The following is a 22323-nucleotide window of genomic DNA, read 5'->3' as shown; positions in this document are numbered from 1 at the left end:
GGCCGTCCCCTGGCCGGGAAGACCGTTTTCCAGGGCTCTACGCGCGTCAGTCCCCTTCTGTACCGGAGATTCCGCTGCCGCACTCGGCATCCGGGACGGCGCAGACCACGGAACCGAATGCGCCGGTTCCGATTTTGGCGAAGTTGTCCACCGCCACGGTCCCTGGCGTGAAATAGCCGGTGTGGCTCCCGGCTCCGGCCGAGGACAGCAGCCGCGCCCCGAACTCCGGGGAGACCGGGTCCGCACCGTGGCCGAGCCCGCCGACCTCCAGGTGGGGGACGTCGGCGATCCAGTCCCCGTCGTCACGCATCGCCCACACCCGGGCCGAGGTGTCCAGGGCGGCTGCGCTCTGCGCCCGCATGCCGGGGCTGCCCGCCACTGCAAGGTCCGTCACCCGGCCCGGCAGGTCGTGGGCGGCGACCCCGCACACCACCGAGCCGTAGCTGTGGCAGAACAGCGCCACCCGCGAACTGCGCGGCAGGCCGATGACCAGGGACCGCAGGCGGACGGCGCCGTCGAAGGCCAGCCGCCCGGTGGCCGCGTCCATGCCCACGCCGGTCGGCGCGGTGTAGCCCGCCCAGGCGATGACCGCGGTCCGGCTGCCCGGGGCGGCCGCACGCTCCGCCTCGTACAGCGACTGCGCCATGCCGACCGGGGCGGTGAACCGGCGCTGGCTGCGCTCGAAGGTGACCAGGTCCGTGTCGACCCCGGGGACCACCACCGAGACCCGGTCGGCCCGGTCGAGGTCGCCGAAGACCTCCGCGACGCGGCCGCCCCCGGTCGGGTCGAAGGCGAGGATCTGACGACCGGGCTCCGCCAGGGACGCGAGGCGGTGCGCGCGGCGGGCGGCCGTCGCACGGTCGGCCGGGGTCAGCGCCACGTCCCGGGCGCGGGCGTCCTCGATGCCCCGGGCCTGCTCCAGTCCGCGCAGGTTGGCCCGGTAGCGGGTCGCCACCGGCACCCCGTCCAGATTGCCCACGACCAGCGGGTGGCCCTCGGCGAGGACCGCCCGCTCGGCCCCGTCGAGGCCGGCGAAGAAACGGGCCACCGTGCGCACCGGGGCGTCGGCGGCCGGCACGGGACGCCCGCCGACACGGGCCGAGGCCCAGGCGGCAAGCGCCGTGGCCCGCAGCGGGGTGCCCGCCTCGGGGCGGTGCACCGCGGTCCAGCCGGTGGTCGCAAGCATGATGAAGACCACCAGCAGCGCGAGCAGGGTGCGCAGGGCGGCGCGCGGCGGGGCGGCGTCGGATACGGCGGAGAGGGCGGGGCCGGGCAGGTTCACTGGAGCCAGCCTAGGAGACCCCCGCAGCCCACGGCGCGTCGGGTGACACGGCTCACGGCCCCCGCAGCGGCCATGACCGGCGGGCCGGCGGCGACGGCCGGCGGCAGCCGCACGGCTGCCTACGGGGCGCGGTCCGCGGCGGGCGCGCGGCGCCAGTGCGCGGCCAGCGCAGGGCCGATCTGGTCGAGGTAGGCCTCCGTCATCCGGCGGATCGCCTCCACGCTGGCGTCCTCGCCCTGGCCCCACAGCCGCCCGGTGACCCGCATCACGCCGGAGAAGGCGGCGACGGCCACCCGGGGCCGCGGGTCGGCGTCCACGTCCAGTCCCTCACGGGCTGCGATCAGCTCCGCGATCCGCTCCTCCAGCTCGCTGGAGCGGCGCAGGTGCACGGCCAGCAGCGCCGGGGTCGACTCGATGAGCTGGTAGCTGCGCATGTAGAGGTCGACCGGCACCACCTCCGAGATGGCCTCCTCGACGGTGTCCCAGGCGGCGAGCACGGCGTTGCGCATCGCTTCCAGGGGGCCCTCGTGGTCCGGCCGGGAGCTGAGCTCGGCGAAGTAGTGGGACTCCACCAGGTCCTGTACGGCGAAGGCGACCTCCTCCTTGTTGGCGAAGTAGCGGAAGAAGGTGCGCTGCGAGACGTCCACCGCGTCGGTGATCTCGTCGACGGTGGTCCGCTCGTACCCCTGGGAGACGAACAGGAGCAGGGCCGCGCGCAGCAGGGCGTCACGGGTGCGCTGCTTCTTGCGTTCGCGCAGTCCCGCCGCCGGGGCCGCCGCGGGCCGCTCTTCGGTCATCACCGTGGGGGTCTCTCCTGCCGATCCGACGCCGAGTGAGCGGTCAGGGTACCTGTGACGGACCTGACAGCGACTGTCCCGCTCACCCGTCTGTGAAGTGTCAGTCGCTGTCATTAGCCTGTATGCATGACTAGTCAGATCACCGTCGACGATCAGGTTCCCGCCAAGGAGCCAGGCCCCGCCCCCGCCCGGTCCGGACTGCGCGGCCACCCCTGGCTGACCCTCTTCGCCGTCGCGATCGGCGTCATGATGGTCACCCTGGACGGCACGATCGTCGCCGTCGCCAACCCCGCGATCCAGAAGGACCTCGACGCCTCCCTCGCCGAGGTGCAGTGGATCACCAACGGCTACCTGCTGGCCCTCGCGGTCTCCCTGATCACCGCGGGCAAGCTCGGCGACCGCTTCGGCCACCGCCAGACCTTCCTCATCGGCATCGCCGGCTTCGCCGCCTCCTCCGCGGCCATCGGCCTGTCCACCGGAGTCGAGCTCGTCATCGGCTTCCGCGTCGCCCAGGGCCTGTTCGGCGCCCTGCTGATGCCCGCCGCCCTCGGCCTGCTGCGCGCCACCTTCCCCGCCGAGAAGCTCAACATGGCCATCGGCATCTGGGGCATGGTCATCGGCGCCTCGACCGCCGCCGGACCCATCGTCGGCGGCCTGCTCGTCGAGCACGTCAGCTGGCAGTCCGTCTTCTTCATCAACGTGCCCGTCGGCATCGTCGCGCTGCTGTTCGGCCTGGTCATCCTGGTCGACCACCGGGCCAAGAACGCCCCGCGCTCCTTCGACGTACTCGGCATCCTGCTGCTGTCCGGCGCGATGTTCTCCCTGATCTGGGCCCTCATCAAGGCCGCCGAGTGGGGCTGGGGCGACTCCAGGACCCTGCTCTTCCTGGCCGCCTCCGTGCTCGGCTTCGCGCTCTTCGCCTTCTGGGAGGGCAAGGTCGCCGAACCGCTCATCCCGCTCGGCATGTTCCGCTCCGTACCGCTGTCCGCGGGCACGGTGCTGATGGTGCTCATGGCCTTCGCCTTCATGGGCGGCCTGTTCTTCGTCACCTTCTACCTGCAGAACGTGCACCTCCTGAGCCCCGTCGACAGCGGCCTGCACCTGCTGCCCCTCACCGGAATGATGATCATCGGTTCCCCGCTGGCCGGCGCCGCGATCACCAAGACCGGGCCGCGCATCCCGCTCGTCGCCGGCATGGTCGCCACCGCCGCCGCCTGCTTCGGGATGGCGCAGCTCACCCCCGACACCGGCACCCTCACCATGTCGCTCTGGTTCGCCCTCCTCGGCCTCGGCCTCGCCCCCGTCATGGTCGGCGCCACCGAGGTCATCGTCGGCAACGCCCCGCTGGAGCTGTCCGGCGTGGCCGGCGGGCTCCAGCAGGCCGCCATGCAGGTCGGCGGCAGCCTCGGCACCGCCGTCCTCGGCGCGGTCATGGCCGGCACGGTCAGCAGCTCGTTCGGGGACAACTGGCGGGGCGCGCAACTGCCCCCGCTCAGCCCCGAACAGCAGGAACTCGCCGAGAAGGGCATCCAGGTGGGCCTCGCCCCCGTCCCCCCGCAGACCCCGGAACCGGTCGCCCGGGCCATCACCGAGGTCGCGCACGACACCTTCGTGTCCGGCATGAGCACCGCCTTCACCGTCGCGGGCACCGTCGCGGTCCTCGCCGCCGTTGTGGCCTGCTTCACCAAGCGCGGCGAGAACGCCGCCGCCGGAGCGGGCGCCGCCCACGTCTGAGCCCCGCCGCCCCGCCCCCGCCGGGGCGCCCGGGCGTCAACCCCATACGCACGACAGCCCCGCCGGACGGTTCCGGCGGGGCTGTCGCCTATCCGGGTGGACCCCGCCGAGACCCCTTCCGCCCGGCCGTCACCGCAGGTCAGCGTGGTGTCATCAAGGCCCCGGCACACCCCGGGGCACCCTTCGTCCACCAGGAGTTGACCCGTCATGCGTACGAGTCACCGCGCCCGCCTCAGCACCGTCCTCACCGCGACCGCGCTGGCGCTGACCGCCCTCGTCCCCAGTACCGCCACCCACGCGCACGCCGCAGGCCCGCCGACGCTCGGCTCCTGCGCCACCGGCCAGCTCTGCCTGTGGGCCAAGCCGGAGTTCAAGGGCGCCCGCCAGACCCACGAGCTGAGCACCCTGGACATCAACAGCTGCACCGCGCTGCCGGCCGGCTCCAGCGCCCAGTCCCTCACCAACCGCACCGGCCGCCCGGTCACCACCTACCAGTCCGCGGAATGCGCGGAGACCGGCGAGTTCCAGACCTACCCCGGCGACGGGGTCTGGCTGCCGCAATCGCCCTACCAGGTAAGGGCGTTCAAGGTGTGGGAGCGGTAGCCGGCGCGCACGGCGCGGAGGCGCCCGCCAGGTCCGCACGGCCCCCGGCCGGACGGACCGCCTCCGCGCCGCCGAGCCGGGCGACCTCGCCACGCAGCGCCCGCACCTCCTCCTGAAGCTCCCGGATGGCGGCCAGCTGCAGCCGCTCCGCCTGGTCGTCACGCTCGAAACGGGCGATGAACCAGGCCGCGATGTTCGCGGTGACCACACCCAGCAGCGCGATCCCCGACAGCATCAGGCCCACGGCCAGCACCCGGCCCAGCCCGGTCGTGGGGGAGTGGTCGCCGTACCCGACCGTCGTCATCGTGGTGAAGGACCACCACACCGCGTCGCCCAGGTTCCGGATGTTCCCCTCGGGGGCGTCCCGCTCCACGCTCAGCACCGCCAGCGAGCCGAACATCAGCAGCCCCACCACCGCCCCGGCCACATAGGTCGTCAGCCGGATCTGCGGAGCCATCCGCGCCCGCCGGCCCACCAGCATCAAGGTGGCCACCAGCCGCAGCAGCCGCAGCGGCTGGACCAGCGGCAGCACCACCGCCGCCAGGTCCAGCCAGTGCGTGCGCACGAAATGCCTGCGGTCCGCCGTCAGGCCCAGCCGCACCAGGTAGTCGACCGCGAAGGCACCCCACACCCCCCACTCCGCCCAGGTGCACGCCCGGTGCACACCGGGGTCCGCGTCCGGGGCGACGATGGGCACCGCATAGGCGACGGCGAACGTGACGGCCAGCACGAGCAGCGGCGTCTGGCTCCGCCGCTCCCACCGCAGCTGACGGGATGCTTCCTTCATGCGGAGCATCGTAGGCACCCCGCGCACGGGCGCGGGCCCCGGCCGAAGCCGGGACCCGCGCCCCTCGTGCCCTGCCCGCCGCCGCGGCAGGCGTCAGGCGTCGCCGCCCGCCGCGCCCGGGTCCGCCGCGCTCACGTCGAGGAGCTGGTACCGGTCGACGGCCTGCTTGAGCACCGAACGGTCGATCTTCCCCTCCTTGGCGAGCTCGGTGAGCGTCGCCAGGACCACCGACTGCGCGTCGATGTGGAAGAAGCGCCGCGCGGCACCGCGGGTGTCCGCGAAACCGAACCCGTCCGCACCCAGCGAGGTGTACGGGCCCGGCACCCACCGCGAGATCTGGTCCGGGACCGACCGCATCCAGTCCGACACCGCCACGAACGGCCCCTCCGCACCCGCGAGCTTGCGCGTCACGTACGGGACCCGCTGCTCCTCCTCCGGGTGCAGCAGGTTGTGCTCCTCCACCGCGACGGCCTCGCGCCGCAGCTCGTTCCAGGAGGTCGCCGACCACACGTCCGCCCGCACGTTCCAGTCCGCGGCGAGGATGCGCTGCGCCTCCAGGGCCCACGGCACCGCCACACCCGAGGCCAGGAGCTGCGCCCCGACCGCGCCCGCGTCGCCCGCCGACACCCGGTGGATGCCCTTGAGGATGCCGTCGACGTCCACGTCGGCCGGCTCGGCCGGGTGCTGGATCGGCTCGTTGTAGACGGTCAGGTAGTAGAAGACGTCCTCGGCCTGCGGCCCGTACATCCGCCGCAGGCCGTCCCGGACGATGTGCGCGATCTCGTACCCGTACGCCGGGTCGTAGGCCACACAGCCCGGGTTCGTCGACGCCAGCAGCTGGGAGTGGCCGTCGGCGTGCTGCAGGCCCTCACCCGTGAGGGTGGTCCGCCCGGCGGTCGCACCGAGGACGAAACCGCGCGCCAACTGGTCGGCCATCTGCCAGAACTGGTCACCCGTGCGCTGGAAGCCGAACATCGAGTAGAAGACGTACACCGGGATCAGCGGCTCGCCGTGCGTCGCGTACGCCGAACCCGCCGCGATCAGCGAGGCCGTGCAGCCCGCCTCGGAGATCCCGTCGTGCAGCATCTGCCCGGTCGGCGACTCCTTGTACGCGAGCAGCAGGTCGCGGTCGACGGCCTCGTACTGCTGGCCCAGCGGGTTGTAGATCTTGGCGCTCGGGAAGAACGCGTCCATGCCGAAGGTGCGGTACTCGTCCGGGGCGATCAGCACGAACCGCTTGCCGATCTCCTTGTCCCGCATCAGGTCCTTCAGGATGCGGACGAAGGCCATGGTCGTGGCGATCGACTGCTGCCCCGACCCCTTCTTCGCCGCCGCGTACGCCGCGTCGCCCGGCAGCTCCAGCGGCTTCGCGCGCACCACCCGGGTCGGCACGTAACCGCCGTGCGCGCTGCGCTGGTCGTGCATGTACTGGATCTCAGGGGAGTTGCGGCCCGGGTGGTAGTACGGCGGCGCGCCGCCCTCCAGCTGCGCGTCCGTGATCGGGATGTGCAGGCGGTCGCGGAAGCGCTTGAGGTCGTCGACCGTCAGCTTCTTCATCTGGTGCGTCGCGTTGCGGCCCTCGAAGTTCGGGCCCAGCGTCCAGCCCTTGACCGTCTGCGCCAGGATCACCGTCGGCTGGCCCTTGTGGGCCTTGGCCGCCGCGTACGCCGCGTAGACCTTCTTGTGGTCGTGGCCGCCGCGGCCCAGGTGCTGGATCTGGTAGTCGGTCATGTTCTCGACCATCGCGCGCAGCCGCTGGTCGCCGCCGAAGAAGTGCTCGCGGATGTAGGCGCCCGACTCCGTCGCGTACGTCTGGAACTGCCCGTCCGGCGTCGAGTTCATCTTGTTGACCAGGATGCCGTCACGGTCCTGCGCCAGCAGCGGGTCCCAGGAGCGGTCCCAGATCAGCTTGATGACGTTCCAGCCGGCCCCGCGGAACTGGGATTCCAGCTCCTGGATGATCTTCCCGTTGCCGCGCACCGGCCCGTCGAGGCGCTGCAGGTTGCAGTTGACGACGAAGGTCAGGTTGTCCAGGCCCTCGCGGGCCGCGATCGACAGCTGGCCGAGCGACTCCGGCTCGTCCATCTCGCCGTCGCCCAGGTACGCCCACACGTGGGACCGGGAGGTGTCCGCGATCCCGCGCGCCTCCATGTACCGGTTCATCCGGGCCTGGTAGATCGCCCCCAGCGGACCCAGGCCCATGGAGACGGTCGGGAACTCCCAGAAGTCCGGCATCAACCGCGGGTGCGGGTAGCTGGACAGCCCGTACGGCGCCTTCGACTTCTCCTGCCGGAACGCGTCGAGCTGCTGCTCGGAGAGCCGGTCCAGGAGGTAGGCGCGGGCGTAGATGCCGGGGGAGGCGTGCCCCTGGAAGAAGATCTGGTCGCCGCCGTCACCCTCGTCCTTGCCCCGGAAGAAGTGGTTGAAGCCCACGTCGTAGAGGGAGGCGGAGGACGCGAAGGTGGCGATGTGGCCGCCGACCCCGATGCCCGGCCGCTGGGCGCGCGAGACCATCACGGCCGCGTTCCACCGGGTGGCGTTCAGGACCTTGCGCTCGATCTCCTCGTTGCCCGGGAAGAAGGGCTCATCCTTCGTGGCGATCGTGTTGACGTAGTCCGAGCTGCGCATCTCGGGCACGGCCACGCGCTTCTCGCGGGCCCGCTCGATCAACCGCAGCATCAGGTAGCGGGCCCGTTCACGGCCGCGCTCGTCGACTGCGGCGTCCAGGGAGTCGAGCCACTCCTGCGTCTCCTCCGGATCGAAGTCCGGGACCTGACTCGGCAGGCCGCCAATGATGATCGGATTGCGATCGGATGCGGAAGCCACGCTGTTCCTTCGCTGTCGGGGGGAGTCGTGCCGAAGCCGTACCTGGGTGCGCCGCCTCCCATGGTCTTACGCTCGGCCCCGATCGTCACCTTTACCACTGGGTAATCCCTGGAGTGAGCGGGGAGCCCGGGAGCGAGGAGGACCGCAGGGTGCGGGCAAACCGCAACCTTACGCCCGAGTCGGCCGGTGATTTCGTAAGGCCGTTCGGCCCCCGAGCAGCTGCAATGGTCCTCTGACAAGGTCCGATGAGATGAAATGGTGTGGGATGAATCACCGCGGGCGTATGCGGGGAGGCTGAAAGTTGCGGCGAGACGGCCGCAATCGTCACCGTTTCGACGGTCTCGGCGGCCGGGTACTTGCGCGATCCGCCGCGCCCGTGTGGACTACGACCAATGCTGCGCGTACGCGCGCCGCCGAAGACATTCACCGAACATGAGCAGGAGGCACCCCGTGAGCGCGACCGCGGACCACGCGGAGAACCTGGCCGCCCGGCTGGGTTTCCAGTCCGAACAGGTGGTCCAGGAGATCGGCTACGACGACGACGTCGATCAGGAATTCCGTGATGTCGTTGATGAGCTCGTCGGCGACCTCGTCGACGAGGACTACGACGACGTCGCCGACGCCGTGTTGCTGTGGTTCCGGGAGGACGACGGCGATCTGGCGGACGCACTGGTCGATGCCACCGAGCTGATCGAGGACGGCGCACTGATCCTGCTGCTGACCCCCAAGACGGGCCGTCCCGGCTACGTCGAGGCCAGCGACATCAAGGAAGCCGCGGAGACCGCCGGTCTCTCGCTGGCCAAGGGCGCCCCCGTCGGCAAGGAGTGGGCCGCCACCAAGCTGGTGACGCCCAAGGCAGCCGTCAAGTCCAAGCGCTGAGCCGCGCCCCGCAGCCGAGCGGATACGTACGCACACCCCGTCGACCCCGGTCGGCGGGGTGTGCGCGTTCGCACCACCGGGGAGCGGTCCCTAGAGTTGGCTCACCCGAACAGCCCAACGCAGCGATGCAGGATCGAAGGGAAGCAGGAGATGGCGATCGAGGTCGGCCACAAGGCCCCGGACTTCGAACTCAAGGACAACCACGGCGCCACCGTGCGGCTCTCGGACTTCCGGGGGGAGAAGGCCGTCGTGCTGCTCTTCTACCCGTTCGCCTTCACCGGCGTCTGCACCGGCGAGCTGTGCGAGCTGCGCGACCAGCTGCCGCGGTTCCAGAACGACGACGTCCAGCTCCTCGCCGTGTCCAACGACTCCGTGCCGACCCTGCGGGTCTTCGCGGACCAGGAGGGCCTGGAGTACCCGCTGCTGTCGGACTTCTGGCCGCACGGCGAGACCTCGCGGGCCTACGGCGTCTTCGACGAGGACAAGGGCTGCGCGGTCCGCGGCACCTTCGTCATCGACAAGGACGGCGTGGTCCGCTGGAGCGTCGTCAACGGACTGCCCGACGCACGTGACCTGAACGAGTACATCAAGGCCCTCGACAGCCTCTGAGGTGCCCGCCGCACGGTTCCGTGCGAAAACCGTCTCCAGGCGGGAACCCGTCACTAGGATCGGAACGTTGATCCTGTAGCACGTGCACGACGGGGGCCCCGCCCCACACATTCACCCAATGGAGGACCCGTGGGAGTCAGCCTCAGCAAGGGCGGCAACGTCTCGCTGACCAAGGCCGCACCTAACCTGACGGCGGTCATCGTCGGTCTCGGCTGGGATGCTCGCACCACCACCGGTGTCGACTTCGACCTCGACGCCAGCGCCATCCTGACCAACGACCAGGGCAAGGTCGCCAGCGACGCCAACTTCGTCTTCTTCAACAACCTGAAGAGCCCCGACGGCTCCGTCGAGCACACCGGTGACAACACCACCGGCGAGGGCGAGGGCGACGACGAGGCGATCAAGGTCAATCTGGCCGGCGTCCCCGCCGATGTCGCCAAGATCGTCTTCCCGGTCTCGATCTACGAGGCGGAGAGCCGGCAGCAGAGCTTCGGCCAGGTCCGCAACGCGTACATCCGCGTCGTGAACCAGGCCGACAACAGCGAGCTCGCCCGCTACGACCTCTCCGAGGACGCCTCGACCGAGACCGCCATGGTCTTCGGCGAGCTCTACCGCAACGGTGCGGAGTGGAAGTTCCGCGCCATCGGCCAGGGCTACGCCTCGGGCCTGCGCGGCATCGCGCAGGACTTCGGCGTCAACGTCTGAGCCGAAGGCAGTCCACCCGTCCGGCGCCGTGCACTGTGTGTACGGCGCCGGACCGGCTTTGGCGCCCGTCCGCGGCGCCGAACCGTCCGCTGCACTGCTGCACCGCTTCACTGCTGCCGCACCGCCGTACCCGTTCCAGTGCTCCAGCCACACCGTCGTCCGGGGAGGACCAACATCATGGGCGTCACACTCGCCAAGGGGGGCAATGTCTCCCTCTCCAAGGCCGCACCGAACCTCACCCGGGTTCTGATCGGACTCGGATGGGACGCACGCTCGACCACGGGAGCCGACTTCGACCTCGACGCGAGCGCGCTGCTGTGCAGCAGCGGCCGGGTGCTGGGGGACGAGTACTTCGTGTTCTACAACAACCTCACGAGCCCCGAGGGCTCCGTCGAACACACGGGGGACAACCTCACCGGTGAGGGCGAGGGCGACGACGAGTCGATCATCATCGACCTCACCAAGGTCCCGGACCGTGTGGACAAGATCGTCTTTCCGGTCTCGATCCACGAGGCGGACAGCCGCCGGCAGAGCTTCGGCCAGGTCAGCAACGCCTTCATCCGTGTGGTCAACCAGGCCGACGGCCAGGAACTGGCCCGCTACGACCTCTCCGAGGACGCCTCCAGCGAGACCGCGATGATCTTCGGCGAGGTCTACCGGTACGGGGGCGAATGGAAGTTCCGGGCGGTGGGGCAGGGGTACGCGTCGGGCCTCAGGGGCATCGCTCTAGACTTCGGGGTCAACGTTTCGTAAAGCCGTACAAGACGATGGGGTGCCAGTGGTTCTCAAAACCTTCGGCTGGTCGTTCGCAATCACTGCGCTCGGTCTGGTCGCAGCGGTGTTCTACGGGGGGTGGCAGGCGTTCGGGATCGTGGCGATCCTGACGGTCCTCGAGATCTCGCTGTCTTTCGACAACGCGGTGGTCAACGCCGGAATCCTGAAGAAGATGAATGCCTTCTGGCAGAAGATCTTCCTCACCATCGGCGTCCTCATCGCCGTGTTCGGCATGCGCCTGATCTTCCCCGTCGTGATCGTCGCGATCAGTGCCAAGATCGGGCCCATCGAGGCCGTCGACCTGGCCCTCTCCGACAAGGACAGGTACCAGCAGCTCGTCACGGACGCCCACCCGTCCATCGCGGCCTTCGGCGGCATGTTCCTGCTGATGATCTTCCTCGACTTCATCTTCGAGGACCGTGACATCAAGTGGCTCGCGTGGCTGGAGCGCCCGCTCGCCAAGCTCGGCAAGATCGACATGCTGTCCGCCTGCATCGCCCTGATCGTCCTGGTCATCACGGCGATGACCTTCGCCACCCACGCCCACCAGCACGGCGGGGTCCACGTGGACAAGGCGCAGACGGTCCTGATCTCCGGCGTCCTCGGCCTGATCACGTACATGGTCGTCGGCGGCCTCTCCGGCTACTTCGAGAACAAGCTGGAGGAAGAGGAGGAGGCCGAGCACGAGGCCGAGGAGCAGGCCAAGAAGTCCGGCAAGCCCGTCACGGCGGTCGCCATGGCCGGCAAGGCCGCGTTCTTCATGTTCCTCTACCTGGAGGTCCTCGACGCCTCGTTCTCCTTCGACGGGGTCATCGGCGCCTTCGCCATCACCAACGACATCGTGCTCATGGCCCTCGGCCTCGGCATCGGTGCCATGTACGTCCGGTCCCTGACGGTCTACCTGGTCCGCCAGGGCACCCTCGACGACTACGTCTACCTGGAGCACGGCGCGCACTACGCCATCGGCGCGCTCGCCGTGATCCTGCTCGTCACCATCCAGTACGAGATCAACGAGGTCATCACCGGCCTCGTCGGCGTCGTCCTGATCGGCTGGTCCTTCTGGTCCTCGGTGCGCCGCAACAAGCGCCTGGAACAGCAGGGTCTCCGCGTCGAGGCATGACCACGCCGTTAATGCGGAACGCTCCTGTGCGGGGCGGCCCACCGGGTCCTCGGACCGGGCGGGCCGCCCCGCTTTTCCGTACGTACGCAGCAGGGGGGTAGGGATGGGCTTCTTCGACGGCATCTTGGGCAGCCGCGCCGTGCAGTTCCAGTCGGGCAGCGCCTCGTCGAACGCGATCGAGCTGACCAAACGACATCCGACGGTGTCGCTCACCAAACAGGGGGCGGTCCACGGCAACCTGCGCGTGAACCTCTCCTGGCGGATGCGCACCTCGGACATCAGCGGCCGTTCCGGGCAGAGCGGCCAGTTGTTCCGGCACCCGTTCAAGCTCTTCAAGCCGGACATGGTGCAGGCGCACACCCAGGGCATGGTCAATGTCGACCTGGACATGGGCTGCCTCTACGAGCTGGCCGACGGCACCCGGGGCGCGGTCCAGCCGCTGGGGAACCTGCTGGGCGATCTCAACGACCCGCCGTTCGTCAAGCTCAGCGGCGACGACCGGTTCGGTTCGGCGTCCGGGGAGACCCTCTACGTCAATCTCGACCACGCGGACGAGATCAAGCGGCTGCTGGTGTTCGTCTACATCTACGACCAGACCCCGGCCTTCGACCGGACGCACGCCATGGTGACCCTCTTCCCGGTCACCGGCCCGCGGATCGAGATCCCGCTGGACGAGCGGCACCCGCAGGCCCGCTCCTGCGCGGTGGTCTCGCTGGAGAAGGTCAAGGGCGAGCTGGTCGTGCGGCGGGAGGTCAAGTTCGTGTACGGGTTCCAGGCGGAGCTGGACCGGTTGTACGGCTGGGGCCTGCAGTGGGGGAGGGGCTACAAGAGCACCAAGGCCTGAGGCGCCCGGGGCGGCTGGGGAAGCCCGGGGGCGCCGGAGCGCGCCCGGGGGTGCGCCTGACCGGGCGTGGGAGGCCGGGCCCCGGTGCGGCGGGCGCCGCCGTACCCGGGGGCGGGCAGCCGCCGTGCCCGGGGGCGGGCAGCCGCCGTACCCGGGGCGGTCAGCGCCGGATGAACTGGGGGCCCTGCACCGGCAGCCGGAAGGCCGGGTCGCCGCCCGGCCCGGGCGGCGGGGACACCGGCTGCGGGTACCCGTAGGCGGGCGGCGCGGTGGGCGGGGCCTGGGTAGGCGGCGCCGGTGCGGTGCGGGGCGCGGGTGCGGTGCGTGGCGCGGGCGGGGCCATCGCGGCCGTCTGCTCCGCGGTCGGCCCACCCGCCGCCGGGCTCCCGGCGGACCCGGAGCCGGTCTGCGGGGCGTTCTCGTCGACCGAGATCCCGTGGTCGGTCGCCAGTCCCACCAGGCCGTCGGAGTAGCCCTCGCCGAGCGCGCGGAACTTCCACCCCTCGCCTCGGCGGTACAGCTCTCCGCAGATCAGCGCCGTCTCGGCGCCGGTCTCGGGCCGGACGTCGAAGTAGGCGAGCGGTTCGGAGCCGCCGCTGCCGGTGGCGTCGTAGAGCAGGATGCGCAGATCGTGCACGCGTTCGAAGGGGACGTCCTCGGCCGAGGCGACCACCAGGATCCGGTCCACCGCCGCGGTCACGGCCCGAAGATCGGCCTGGACGGCATCGGTGACCCCGTCGCCCAGCTGCTTCTTGCCCAGGCGCCACACCGCTCCCGAAGGGTGGCGGGGCTGGTTGTAGAAGACGAAGTCCTCGTCCGAGCGCACCCGGCCGTCCGGGCCGACGAGCAGCGCGGAGGCGTCCACGTCCGGTACGTCGGGGCCGTCGGTCCAGCGCAGCACCGCCCGGACCGCCACGGCGGACACCGGGATGTTCGAGCCCTTCTGCATCGCGTGCGTCATGCCCGTCATCCTGCCCTCCCGGGGTGGAGCGGGACAATGCGGCCCCCCGTAGGGCCTTGTATCGAACGCGAGACCTGGGCATGGTGCAAGAGGGTTACCTGAACTTCATGTGCTTGAGGAACTCTTGACTTACGTTCGTACGTACTATTACCGGCCACGCCAGTTGGGCCGCCGAGGCAGTACGGGGGAAGCACATGCGTCACTTCGGGCACATATCGCCCACCGTCCGCAAGGACCTCTTCCACCAGGAGCCTGCCGAGTTCACCGCAACCTCCCCGGCCCGCATCCTCGCGGCCGCCCTCGGCGCCACCCTCTACAGCCCGGCCACCCGCCCCCAGCTCGCCGCTGACATCCGCAAGCAGGCCGCCCGCGGAGTCGTCTCCATGGTCCTCTGCCTGGAGGATTCCATCAGCGACGGCGACGTCGACGGGGCCGAGGAGAACCTCGTCCGACAGTTCGCCGCCCTCGACGAGGACACCGAGGAGCTCCCGCTCCTCTTCATCCGGGTGCGCACCCCCGAGCAGATACCCGACCTCGTGCGGCGCCTGGGCGGCTCCGCCCGCAAACTGGCCGGATTCGTCCTACCCAAATTCGATGAGAAGCGCGGTATCGCCTTCCTCGACGCCGTCGCCGACGCCGAGATCTCCGGCAGCCACGCCGGCCTGTACGCCATGCCGGTACTGGAGACCCCCGAGCTCCTCCACCTGGAGACCCGCGTCGAAGCCCTCGCCGGCATCTCGCGCACCGTCAACGCCTACCGCGAGCGGGTCCTGGCCCTGCGGCTCGGCGTGACCGACTTCTGCTCCGCGTACGGCCTGCGCCGCACCCCCGACATGACCGCCTACGACGTCCAGATCGTCGCCGGCGTCATCGCGGACGTCGTGAACGTGCTCAGCCGCGCCGACGGCACCGGCTTCACCGTCACCGGCCCGGTGTGGGAGTACTTCCGCAGCCAGCAGCGCCTCTTCAAGCCCCAGCTGCGCCGCAGCCCCTTCCTGGAGGAGGGCGTCGAGGAACTGCGCACCGCCCTCATCGAGCACGACCTGGACGGACTGCTGCGCGAGATCGAACTCGACCGGGCCAACGGACTGCTCGGCAAGACCTGCATCCACCCCGCGCACGTCACCCCCGTGCACGCCCTGTCCGTCGTCTCCCACGAGGAGTTCAGCGACGCGCAGGACATCCTGCGCCCCGAACGCGGCGGCGGCGGCGTCATGCGTTCCGCCTACACGAACAAGATGAACGAAGTGAAGCCCCACCGCGCCTGGGCCGAGCGCACCATGCTGCGCGCCGAGGTCTTCGGTGTGGCGAAGGAGGAGGTCGGCTTCGTCGACCTCCTCACGGCCGGACTCCACGTATGAGCCGGTGAACCGATGAAGAAGGGCAAGACGATCGAAGCAGTGTGGTCGGGAACCTGGGTCGCGGACCGGCTGGGCGTCCGCCTGGAGGAGGCCGCCGCCGCACCGGGCGCGCCCCGCCTCGCGGACCTCCTCGGGCTGGGGCTGCGCCGCAACCCCAAACGGGCGCACCTGCTCGTCTCGCAGGTGCTGGGCAAGCACGTCCCGCAGTCCCCGCGGACCGTGTACGCCGCCGGGTACGGGCTCGGCGAACGGGTCCGGGCCCTCCTCGGCCCCGAGCAGGCCGCCCGCGCCGTGGTCCTCGGCTACGCCGAGACCGCCACCGGGCTCGGCCACTGCGTCGCCGACGGCCTGGGCCCCGCCCCCTACCTGCACTCCACCCGCCGGCCGGTGCCGGGCGTGGAGCCCGCGGGCGGCTTCGAGGAGGCCCACTCCCACGCCACCTCGCACCTGCTGCTCCCCGAGGACCCCCGCCTGCTCGCGGGCAGCGGGCCGCTGGTCCTGGTCGACGACGAGTTCTCCACCGGCAGCACCGTCCTGAACACCATCCGCGACCTGCACGCCCGCCACCCCCGCCCGCACTACGTGGTCGTGGCCCTCGTCGACATGCGCTCCGCGGCCGACCGGGACCGGCTCACGGCCTTCGCCGCCGGGCTCGGCGCCCGCGTCGACCTGATCGCCCTCGCCTCGGGCACGGTCCGACTGCCCGAGGGGGTCCTGGCCAAGGGGCAGGCCCTGGTCGAGGAGTACGAGACCCGGCAGCCGACCGCACCGCCCGCCGCCGCGCAGGACCTGGCTGCTGCCGCGCAGGGCCGGACTGCTGCCGCGCAGGGCCGGGCCGCTGCCGCGCAGGGCCGGGCCGCTGACCGGGGCCCGGCTGCTGACCAGGGTCCGGCCGCCGGCCAGGACCAGGCCGCTGAGGTCGGGGCCTCCGCGAGCGGGGCTTCGGCGGGGTCCGGGGCCGTCTGCGAGCGCGTCGCCCTCGGCTGGCCCGCCGGCCTGCCCGACGGCGGACGGCACGGCTTCACCCCCGCCCACCGCGCCGCCCTCGAAGCGGCCCTGCCCGCCATGGCCGGCCGCCTCGCGGACGCGCTGGGCACCGGGGCCGGAAGGGTCCTCGTCCTCGGCAGCGAAGAGCTGATGTACGCGCCCCTGCGCCTCGCCAAGGCCCTGGAGGAGCGGGGCGCCGCCCGCGAGGTGCGCTTCTCCACCACCACCCGCTCACCCGTGCTCGCCGTGGACGACCCCGGCTACGCCATCCGCACCCGGCTCGTCTTCCCCGCCCACGACGATCCCGCCGACGGCCCCGGCGACCGCTACGCCTACAACGTGCGCGCCGCCGCGCCGGACGCCCGCTTCGACACCGTCGTCGCCGTCGTCGACTCCGTCGCGGACACCCCCGCCCTGCACAGCGGCCTGCTCACCGCCCTCGCCCCGCACACCGGCCGGGTCCTGCTGGCCGTCGTACCGTCCTACACGCCCGACGTACCCGACGTACCCGACGTACCCGACCGGCGGGAGCCGATCATGACCGAGCCCCTGCGCGGACCCGCCTTCTCCTCGTACGCACCCGAGGACGTCGGCTGGCTCCTCCAGGACTTCTCCGACGTCGAGCTGGAGGCGCCCACCGAGGAACGCGAGGAGGCGATCCAGGCGGGCGGCGCCCACTACGCCGAATCGCTGCCCGTCGAATACCAGCCGTCCCCCCAGTACCAGGAGCTCTACAACAGCGCCCTGGCCGCCTCCGCCGCCCGCGTCGCCCGGGCCGTCGGCACCGTCACCGAGACCGTCCTGGCCGAACGCACCCCCTCCCCGGTCCTGGTCTCCCTGGCCCGCGCCGGCACCCCCGTCGGCGTGCTCATGCGCCGCTGGGCCCGCGCCCGTCACGGTCTGGACCTGCCGCACTACGCCGTGTCGATCGTGCGCGGCCGCGGCATCGACGCCAACGCCCTGCGCTGGCTCGCCGCCCACCACGACCCCGCCGACATCGTCTTCGTCGACGGCTGGACCGGCAAGGGCGCCATCACCCGCGAGCTCCGCGAGGCCCTCGGCGCGTTCGAGGGCTTCAACCCCGACATCGTCGTCCTCGCCGACCCCGGCTCCTGCGTGCAGACGTACGGCACCCGCGAGGACTTCCTCATCCCCTCGGCCTGTCTCAATTCCACCGTCTCCGGCCTCGTCTCGCGTACGGTTCTCAGGTCCGACCTGGTCGGACCCGACGACTTCCACGGCGCGAAGTTCTACCGCGAACTCGCCGGGGCCGACGTCTCCGCCGATTTCGTCACCGCCGTCGCCGCCCACTTCGACGAGGTCGCCGAAGCCGTCGACGACGAGGTCAAGGAACTGCTCGCCGCCGACCGCACCCCCACCTGGGAGGGCTGGGCGGCCGTCGAACGCATCAGCGAGGAGTACGGCATCCACGACGTGAACCTGGTCAAGCCCGGCGTCGGCGAGACCACCCGGGTCCTGCTGCGCCGCGTGCCGTGGAAGATCCTCGCCCAGCGGGGCGCCGGCGCCGACCTGGACCACGTGCGCCTCCTCGCCGAGCAGCGCGGCGTCCCGGTGGAAGAGGTCGACGGGCTGCCCTACACCTGCGTGGGACTCATCCACCCCCGGTTCACACGCGGCGCCACCGGCGCCGACGGAAAGGCTGTGGCCTCGAAGTGACTGTCCTGATAGCCAGCGACCTCGACCGGACGCTCATCTACTCCTCGGCCGCCCTCGCCCTGACCATGCCCGACCCGGTGGCCCCCCGGCTGCTGTGCGTCGAGGTCCACGAGAGCAAGCCGCTGTCGTACATGACGGAGACGGCCGCCGCACTGCTGGCTGAACTGACGGCCGACCCCGCGGTCGTCTTCGTCCCGACGACCACCCGCACCCGCAAGCAGTACCAGCGCATCCGCTTCCCCGGCCGCCCCGCCCCGTACGCGATCTGCGCGAACGGCGGCCAGCTGCTCGTCGACGGCGTCCCCGACCGGGACTGGCGGCGCCAGGTCGACGCCCGCCTCGCACAGGAGTGCGCCCCGCTGGAAGAAGTCCACGCCCACCTGCTGGCGACGGCCGACCCGGCCTGGCTGCGCAAGCTGCGCCTCGCCGAGGACCTCTTCGCCTACCTCGTCGTCGAACGCGCCCTGCTGCCCGACGCATGGCTCGCGTCCCTGACGACCTGGGCCGAGCCCCGGGGCTGGACCGTCTCCCTCCAGGGCCGCAAGGTGTACGCCGTTCCGCGTCCGCTCACCAAGAGCGCAGCCATGTACGAGGTGGCCCGCCGCACCGGCGCCACCACGACCCTCGCCGCGGGCGACTCCCTCCTCGACGCCGACCTGCTGCTGGCGGCGGACGCGGGCTGGCGCCCGGGCCACGGCGAACTCGCCGACGCCGGATGGACGGCGCCGACGGTGACCGCACTGGTGACGCCCGGCGTACTCGCCGGCGAGGAGATCGTCCGCGCATTCGCCCACGAGGCGGCCCGGCTCGGCACACTGGGCGCATGACCAAGGGCAACAGCACCAAGATCACCGACGAGCTGTACCGGTACATGCTCGACCACAACCCCCCGCTGGACGCGGTCCAGCGGGAGCTGGTGGCCACCACCTACGAGAAGTTCCCCGACGTCGCCGGCATGCAGTCCGCCGAGGAGCAGGGCCCCCTGCTGGCGTTCCTGGTCCGCCTCACCGGCGCCCGCCACATCGTCGAGATCGGCACCTTCACCGGCTTCTCGACCCTCTCGATGGCCCAGGCCCTGCCCGCTGACGGGCGGATCGTCGCCTGCGACGTCTCCGAGGAGTGGACGGCGTACGGGCGCCGGGCCTGGGAGGCCGCGGGCGTCGCGGACCGCATCGACCTGCGGATCGCCCCGGCCCTGGACACCCTCCGCGCCATGCCGGCCACACCCCACGTCGACCTGGCCTACATCGACGCGGACAAGGAGAACCAGATCGCGTACTGGGAGGAACTCGTCCCGCGGATGCGTCCCGGCGCACTGATCGTCACCGACAACACCCTGTACCACGGCACCGTCCTCGACGCGTCGGCCACCGGCTCGGCGGCCGGGGTCCGCGCCTTCAACGACCACGTCGCCGCGGATCCCCGCACGGACTCCGTCCTGCTGGCGATCTCGGACGGCCTGACCCTGTCGCGCAGGATCTAGCCCCACTCCGGCACCGGCGAGACGGAACGGGAGGGCGGGACCGGGAGCGGAGACGGGCCGACGTGCCGCCCGCCCCGCACGGGCCGTGGAGGGCTCGCCGCGCCCGGGACGGAGAGGGCCGCCCCGCCCGGGCCCGGGACGGTCAGCCGCAGCCGCCGCCACCGCAGCAGCCGCCGCCCCCGCCGCCCATGGCGGGCGCGGGCGCGCTGCCGGCGCCCGCACTGCCACCCACGGCGACGGCGGACAGCAGCTTCACGGTGTCGGCGTGGCCCGCGGGGCAGTCGGCGGGCGCGGAGGACTCGGCCATCGGCCGGCTGACCTCAAAGGTGTCGTCACAGGTGCGGCAGCGGTACTCGTATCGAGGCATGCGGCCAGACTAAAGCGTCCTGCGGCCCGAACGGGCGCGTTGCTCCCGGTCCGCCTGCTCGGGGTGGCGGGCCCGCCAGTAAGGGTTGTCGTGCGGCAGGGCGCTGCCCACCCGCCCGTACATGCCGAACCACATCAGCATCACGCCGACGACGAAGCTGAACAGCACGTTCGGAATCCTGAACGCCAGGAAGTTCAGCCCCGTGTCCAGCAGCGCGAGGTTCACGAAGCCACTGGCGATGAACAGCACGCCCAGCACGATGTTCAGCGTCGAGGCGAAGTTCCCGCCCACGACCATCCCCGAGAACAGCAGCAGTCCCACCACGATCGACAGGACGCTCAGCGCGCCGTTGGTGTTCAGCGTCAGGACGGTGTCCCCGCCGGTGTCGAAGAACCCGATCCGGTCCACCAGCCCGAGAATCCCGAACACCACCAGAAGCAGCCCGGTCAGCCCCGCCCCCACCCGGTAGACCCGGCTGAGCTTGTGGTCGACGGGCAGCGCCTCGTCCAGCCGGGCCGTGACCGGCCGGCGCCGACGCATGTGCGAAGCCGCGTGGGAAGCCATACCGCCTCCTCGGTCCGTCCGGTCCGGCCTGCTCCGGCCCGTCCGGGGGCCGGGCGCCGGGCGGTGTCGGCTGCTTCGGTGCAGTGGGGGCCGGCCGGGTACCGGCCTGGACGACTACCGGCCCGGACGGCTGCCCTCCCCGCCCTTCCGTGCCCTTCCATGCCCTTCCGTGCCCTTCCAGCATCCGCCGCCCCGGCGGGCCCGACAACTCGGCCCGGCAGCCCGGACCGACGAAGAGCTCAGCTCGGGTGGCCGAGCTGCTCCCTGATCTCCGACACCACCCGGTTCACCGCGACCCGGACGTCCTCCATCTCCAGCAGGAAAGCCCAGTAGTCCGGGTGGCGCCCCTCCAGCCCGGCCGTCGCCCGCTCCACCCGCGCCACCGCCTCGTCCAGCGGACGAGCGTGCCGCGGATCGGGCACGCTGCGGCCCGCCATCGCCAGCCGCTGCGCATCCCGGATCGCGAACCGGGTCCGGTCCACCTCCGCCCGCGGATCCCACGCCACCGCCTCCAGCCGCGTCAGCCGGTCCTGCGCCGCCGACACCGCCTCATCGGTCGCGTCCAGCGAACTCCGGACCGCCTCGATCAACGCCCCCGCGGCCTCCCAGCGCTGCTCCTCCCGCGCCCGCGACGCGTCTCGCAAGGCCTCCTCGGCCCGCGCCACATCCCGTACCGCCTCGTCCGGCACCTGCTGCAGGTCCTGCCAGCAGGCCGCACTGAACCTCCGCCGCAACTCGCTGAGCACCGGATCCACCCGGTCCGCCCGATGGCGCAGCGCCTGCGCCCGCGTCCGCAGGCTCACCAGCCGCCGGTCGATTTCCGCCGCCCGCTCCGGCAGCCGCGCGGCCTCCGCCCGTACCGCCTCGGCGTCCCGCAGGATACGGTCGGCCCGCTGCACCGTCGCCTGCACACCGTGCGCCGCGGCGCCCTGGTTGAGCAGCGTCAGCTCCGGCCCCAGCGCCGCCAGCCGCGCCGCCAGCTCATCGGCCCGCAACCCCTGGGCCCGCGCCCCGTCCAACGCCTCACTCGCCGCCAGCAGAGCCGCCCGCGCCCGCTCCCGCGCCGGAGCCACCCGCGCCAGCTGCGTCTCGGCCTTGTCCAGCAACGGCTGCAACCCCAGCGCGTACCGGTCCAGCTCCGCCTTCACCCGTATCAGCTCGTCCCGCGCCCGGGTCAGCTGCTGCACGGCCCGCGCCGCCACCGAGGCCTCCAGCTCGGGACGGTCCAGGTCATACGCATCCACCGCCTCGATGTACACGTGGCTGACCTGGTCGATGCGCTGCCCGAGCGCCCCGAACCCGTCGGCCGCCTGCCGCGCGGCGGGCGACCCGTCCGCCGCGACGATCGTCTCCACCGAGATCCGCAGGTCCCGCTGCGCGGTGTCCAACTCGTAGAACGCGGCAGCAGCGGCATCCTTCGCCGCCTGCGCATCCGCCCGCCGACTCTCGTCCCGCCCACCGAACCACCGCCGGGATGCCGTCGTCACAATCCCTCTCCCGTGCCGCGTCGTCCGCTCGTGCCCCGCTCCATTCTCCCCCACGGGAACGGGTTTGCGTGGGGGCCGGGACCCCCATGTAGGCTGTCCACTCATCCACGGGTGTGTAGCTCAGGGGTAGAGCGCTGCTCTTACAAAGCAGATGTCGGCGGTTCGAAACCGTCCACGCCCACCAGCGAAAAGGCCCCCAACCGGTCACGGTTGGGGGCCTCTGGCGTCCCTCTGCGGCGGCGGCCAGCCACCAGCCAGCGGGTGCGGCCGGGCGGTTCTTCACGTGCCGGTCCGTGCTGCCCAAGGGGGGTGGGGTGCGCGGGTGTTGCTCGGGGTGGGGTTCGCTGTCGGGGTGTGGAGGCCCCCGGTCCTGGTGGGCGGAGGGCCGGTTGCGTCAGGCGTTGGGGCGCTTGCCGTGGTTGGCCTTCTTCTTCTTGCGGGCGCGCCGCTTGTTGCCTCGCTTGGCCATGGTGCAC

20 protein-coding genes, 1 tRNA gene and 1 pseudogene are annotated in these 22323 nt (G+C 71.6%); 13 read left to right on the top strand and 9 right to left on the bottom strand.

The features are described from left to right. Window positions 1-46: 46 nt before the first annotated feature. On the bottom strand, window positions 47-1186 hold the full coding sequence (locus tag ACLJTM_RS21850; RefSeq protein WP_411105783.1) for an alpha/beta hydrolase: 1140 nt from the start codon (window positions 1184-1186) through the stop codon (window positions 47-49). Window positions 1187-1401: 215 nt separating this feature from the next. After that, window positions 1402-2079 carry a TetR/AcrR family transcriptional regulator gene (locus tag ACLJTM_RS21845; RefSeq protein WP_411105782.1) on the bottom strand — a complete coding sequence of 226 codons (678 nt, stop codon included), beginning with the start codon at window positions 2077-2079 and terminating at the stop codon, window positions 1402-1404. Window positions 2080-2217: 138 nt separating this feature from the next. Here ACLJTM_RS21845 and ACLJTM_RS21840 point away from each other — a divergent pair. After that, window positions 2218-3853, top strand: a pseudogene (locus tag ACLJTM_RS21840) (MFS transporter); the annotation flags it as partial. 167 nt (window positions 3854-4020) lie between these two features. Continuing rightward, entirely contained in the window at window positions 4021-4416 is a 396-nt protein-coding gene (locus tag ACLJTM_RS21835; RefSeq protein ID WP_411105361.1) for a peptidase inhibitor family I36 protein, read from the top strand. Here ACLJTM_RS21835 and ACLJTM_RS21830 read toward each other — a convergent pair. Next, on the bottom strand, window positions 4397-5203 hold the full coding sequence (locus ACLJTM_RS21830; protein ID WP_411105360.1) for a potassium channel family protein: 807 nt from the start codon (window positions 5201-5203) through the stop codon (window positions 4397-4399). The two genes, ACLJTM_RS21835 and ACLJTM_RS21830, sit on opposite strands and share 20 nt — an antisense overlap. Before the next feature lie 93 nt (window positions 5204-5296). After that, a complete protein-coding gene (gene aceE / locus ACLJTM_RS21825; RefSeq protein ID WP_411105359.1) occupies window positions 5297-8029 on the bottom strand; it encodes a pyruvate dehydrogenase (acetyl-transferring), homodimeric type in 2733 nt (910 codons plus the stop codon). Between the two features lie 450 nt (window positions 8030-8479). Here aceE and ACLJTM_RS21820 point away from each other — a divergent pair, with 450 nt between their 5' ends. The 6 genes from ACLJTM_RS21820 (at window position 8480) to ACLJTM_RS21795 (ending at window position 12960) form a co-directional block, all read left to right on the top strand. Then, window positions 8480-8908, top strand: a complete 429-nt coding sequence (locus ACLJTM_RS21820) for a DUF3052 domain-containing protein (RefSeq protein WP_362049849.1) — start codon at window positions 8480-8482, stop codon at window positions 8906-8908. Between the two features lie 150 nt (window positions 8909-9058). After that, window positions 9059-9517 carry a peroxiredoxin gene (locus ACLJTM_RS21815; RefSeq protein ID WP_401243671.1) on the top strand — a complete coding sequence of 153 codons (459 nt, stop codon included), beginning with the start codon at window positions 9059-9061 and terminating at the stop codon, window positions 9515-9517. Window positions 9518-9646: 129 nt separating this feature from the next. Next, window positions 9647-10222 (top strand): TerD family protein, encoded by a 576-nt coding sequence (locus ACLJTM_RS21810; RefSeq protein WP_030711348.1) that lies wholly within the window; start codon window positions 9647-9649, stop codon window positions 10220-10222. A gap of 177 nt (window positions 10223-10399) precedes the next feature. After that, window positions 10400-10975: a TerD family protein gene (locus ACLJTM_RS21805; RefSeq protein WP_411105358.1), complete on the top strand. Its 576-nt coding sequence runs from the start codon at window positions 10400-10402 to the stop codon at window positions 10973-10975. Between the two features lie 25 nt (window positions 10976-11000). Then, on the top strand, window positions 11001-12116 hold the full coding sequence (locus ACLJTM_RS21800; RefSeq protein WP_411105357.1) for a DUF475 domain-containing protein: 1116 nt from the start codon (window positions 11001-11003) through the stop codon (window positions 12114-12116). Between the two features lie 103 nt (window positions 12117-12219). Continuing rightward, a complete protein-coding gene (locus ACLJTM_RS21795; RefSeq protein WP_411105356.1) occupies window positions 12220-12960 on the top strand; it encodes a Tellurium resistance in 741 nt (246 codons plus the stop codon). A 160-nt stretch (window positions 12961-13120) separates the two neighbouring features. On the opposite strand, the gene ACLJTM_RS21790 is transcribed toward ACLJTM_RS21795, so the two are convergent. Next, complete coding sequence (locus ACLJTM_RS21790) at window positions 13121-13921, bottom strand: TerD family protein (RefSeq protein WP_411105355.1); 801 nt, start codon at window positions 13919-13921, stop codon at window positions 13121-13123. A 194-nt stretch (window positions 13922-14115) separates the two neighbouring features. Between ACLJTM_RS21790 and ACLJTM_RS21785 the strand changes: the two genes are divergently transcribed. The 4 genes from ACLJTM_RS21785 to ACLJTM_RS21770 are packed head-to-tail and all read left to right on the top strand — an operon-like array spanning window position 14116 to window position 19429. Beyond that, complete coding sequence (locus ACLJTM_RS21785; RefSeq protein WP_411105354.1) at window positions 14116-15282, top strand: HpcH/HpaI aldolase/citrate lyase family protein; 1167 nt, start codon at window positions 14116-14118, stop codon at window positions 15280-15282. Window positions 15283-15294: 12 nt separating this feature from the next. After that, a complete protein-coding gene (locus ACLJTM_RS21780; protein WP_411105353.1) occupies window positions 15295-17946 on the top strand; it encodes a phosphoribosyltransferase in 2652 nt (883 codons plus the stop codon). Next, entirely contained in the window at window positions 17943-18773 is an 831-nt protein-coding gene (locus tag ACLJTM_RS21775; protein WP_411105352.1) for an HAD family hydrolase, read from the top strand. Before ACLJTM_RS21780 ends, ACLJTM_RS21775 begins: the two co-directional genes overlap by 4 nt. Next, window positions 18770-19429, top strand: a complete 660-nt coding sequence (locus ACLJTM_RS21770) for an O-methyltransferase (RefSeq protein WP_411105351.1) — start codon at window positions 18770-18772, stop codon at window positions 19427-19429. Before ACLJTM_RS21775 ends, ACLJTM_RS21770 begins: the two co-directional genes overlap by 4 nt. 142 nt (window positions 19430-19571) lie before the next feature. On the opposite strand, the gene ACLJTM_RS21765 is transcribed toward ACLJTM_RS21770, so the two are convergent. From ACLJTM_RS21765 to ACLJTM_RS21755, 3 genes are all read right to left on the bottom strand, one after another. After that, the gene (locus ACLJTM_RS21765; RefSeq protein WP_411105350.1) at window positions 19572-19796 is read right to left on the bottom strand and encodes an FmdB family zinc ribbon protein; all 225 of its coding nucleotides are present in this window, start codon (window positions 19794-19796) and stop codon (window positions 19572-19574) included. 9 nt (window positions 19797-19805) lie between these two features. Then, the gene (locus tag ACLJTM_RS21760; RefSeq protein ID WP_411105349.1) at window positions 19806-20360 is read right to left on the bottom strand and encodes a DUF4383 domain-containing protein; all 555 of its coding nucleotides are present in this window, start codon (window positions 20358-20360) and stop codon (window positions 19806-19808) included. A gap of 239 nt (window positions 20361-20599) precedes the next feature. After that, entirely contained in the window at window positions 20600-21901 is a 1302-nt protein-coding gene (locus ACLJTM_RS21755) for a hypothetical protein (RefSeq protein ID WP_411105348.1), read from the bottom strand. A gap of 55 nt (window positions 21902-21956) precedes the next feature. Here ACLJTM_RS21755 and ACLJTM_RS21750 point away from each other — a divergent pair. Next, a tRNA-Val gene (locus ACLJTM_RS21750) sits at window positions 21957-22031 on the top strand. A 210-nt stretch (window positions 22032-22241) separates the two neighbouring features. Here ACLJTM_RS21750 and ACLJTM_RS21745 read toward each other — a convergent pair. Next, on the bottom strand, window positions 22242-22316 hold the full coding sequence (locus tag ACLJTM_RS21745; protein ID WP_100661309.1) for a 50S ribosomal protein bL37: 75 nt from the start codon (window positions 22314-22316) through the stop codon (window positions 22242-22244). Window positions 22317-22323 lie beyond the last annotated feature (7 nt).

Origin of the sequence: Streptomyces sp. cmx-4-9 (assembly GCF_046548835.1) — a bacterium.
Lineage (GTDB): Bacteria > Actinomycetota > Actinomycetes > Streptomycetales > Streptomycetaceae > Streptomyces.
This window is presented reverse-complemented; position numbering and strand designations above follow the sequence as displayed.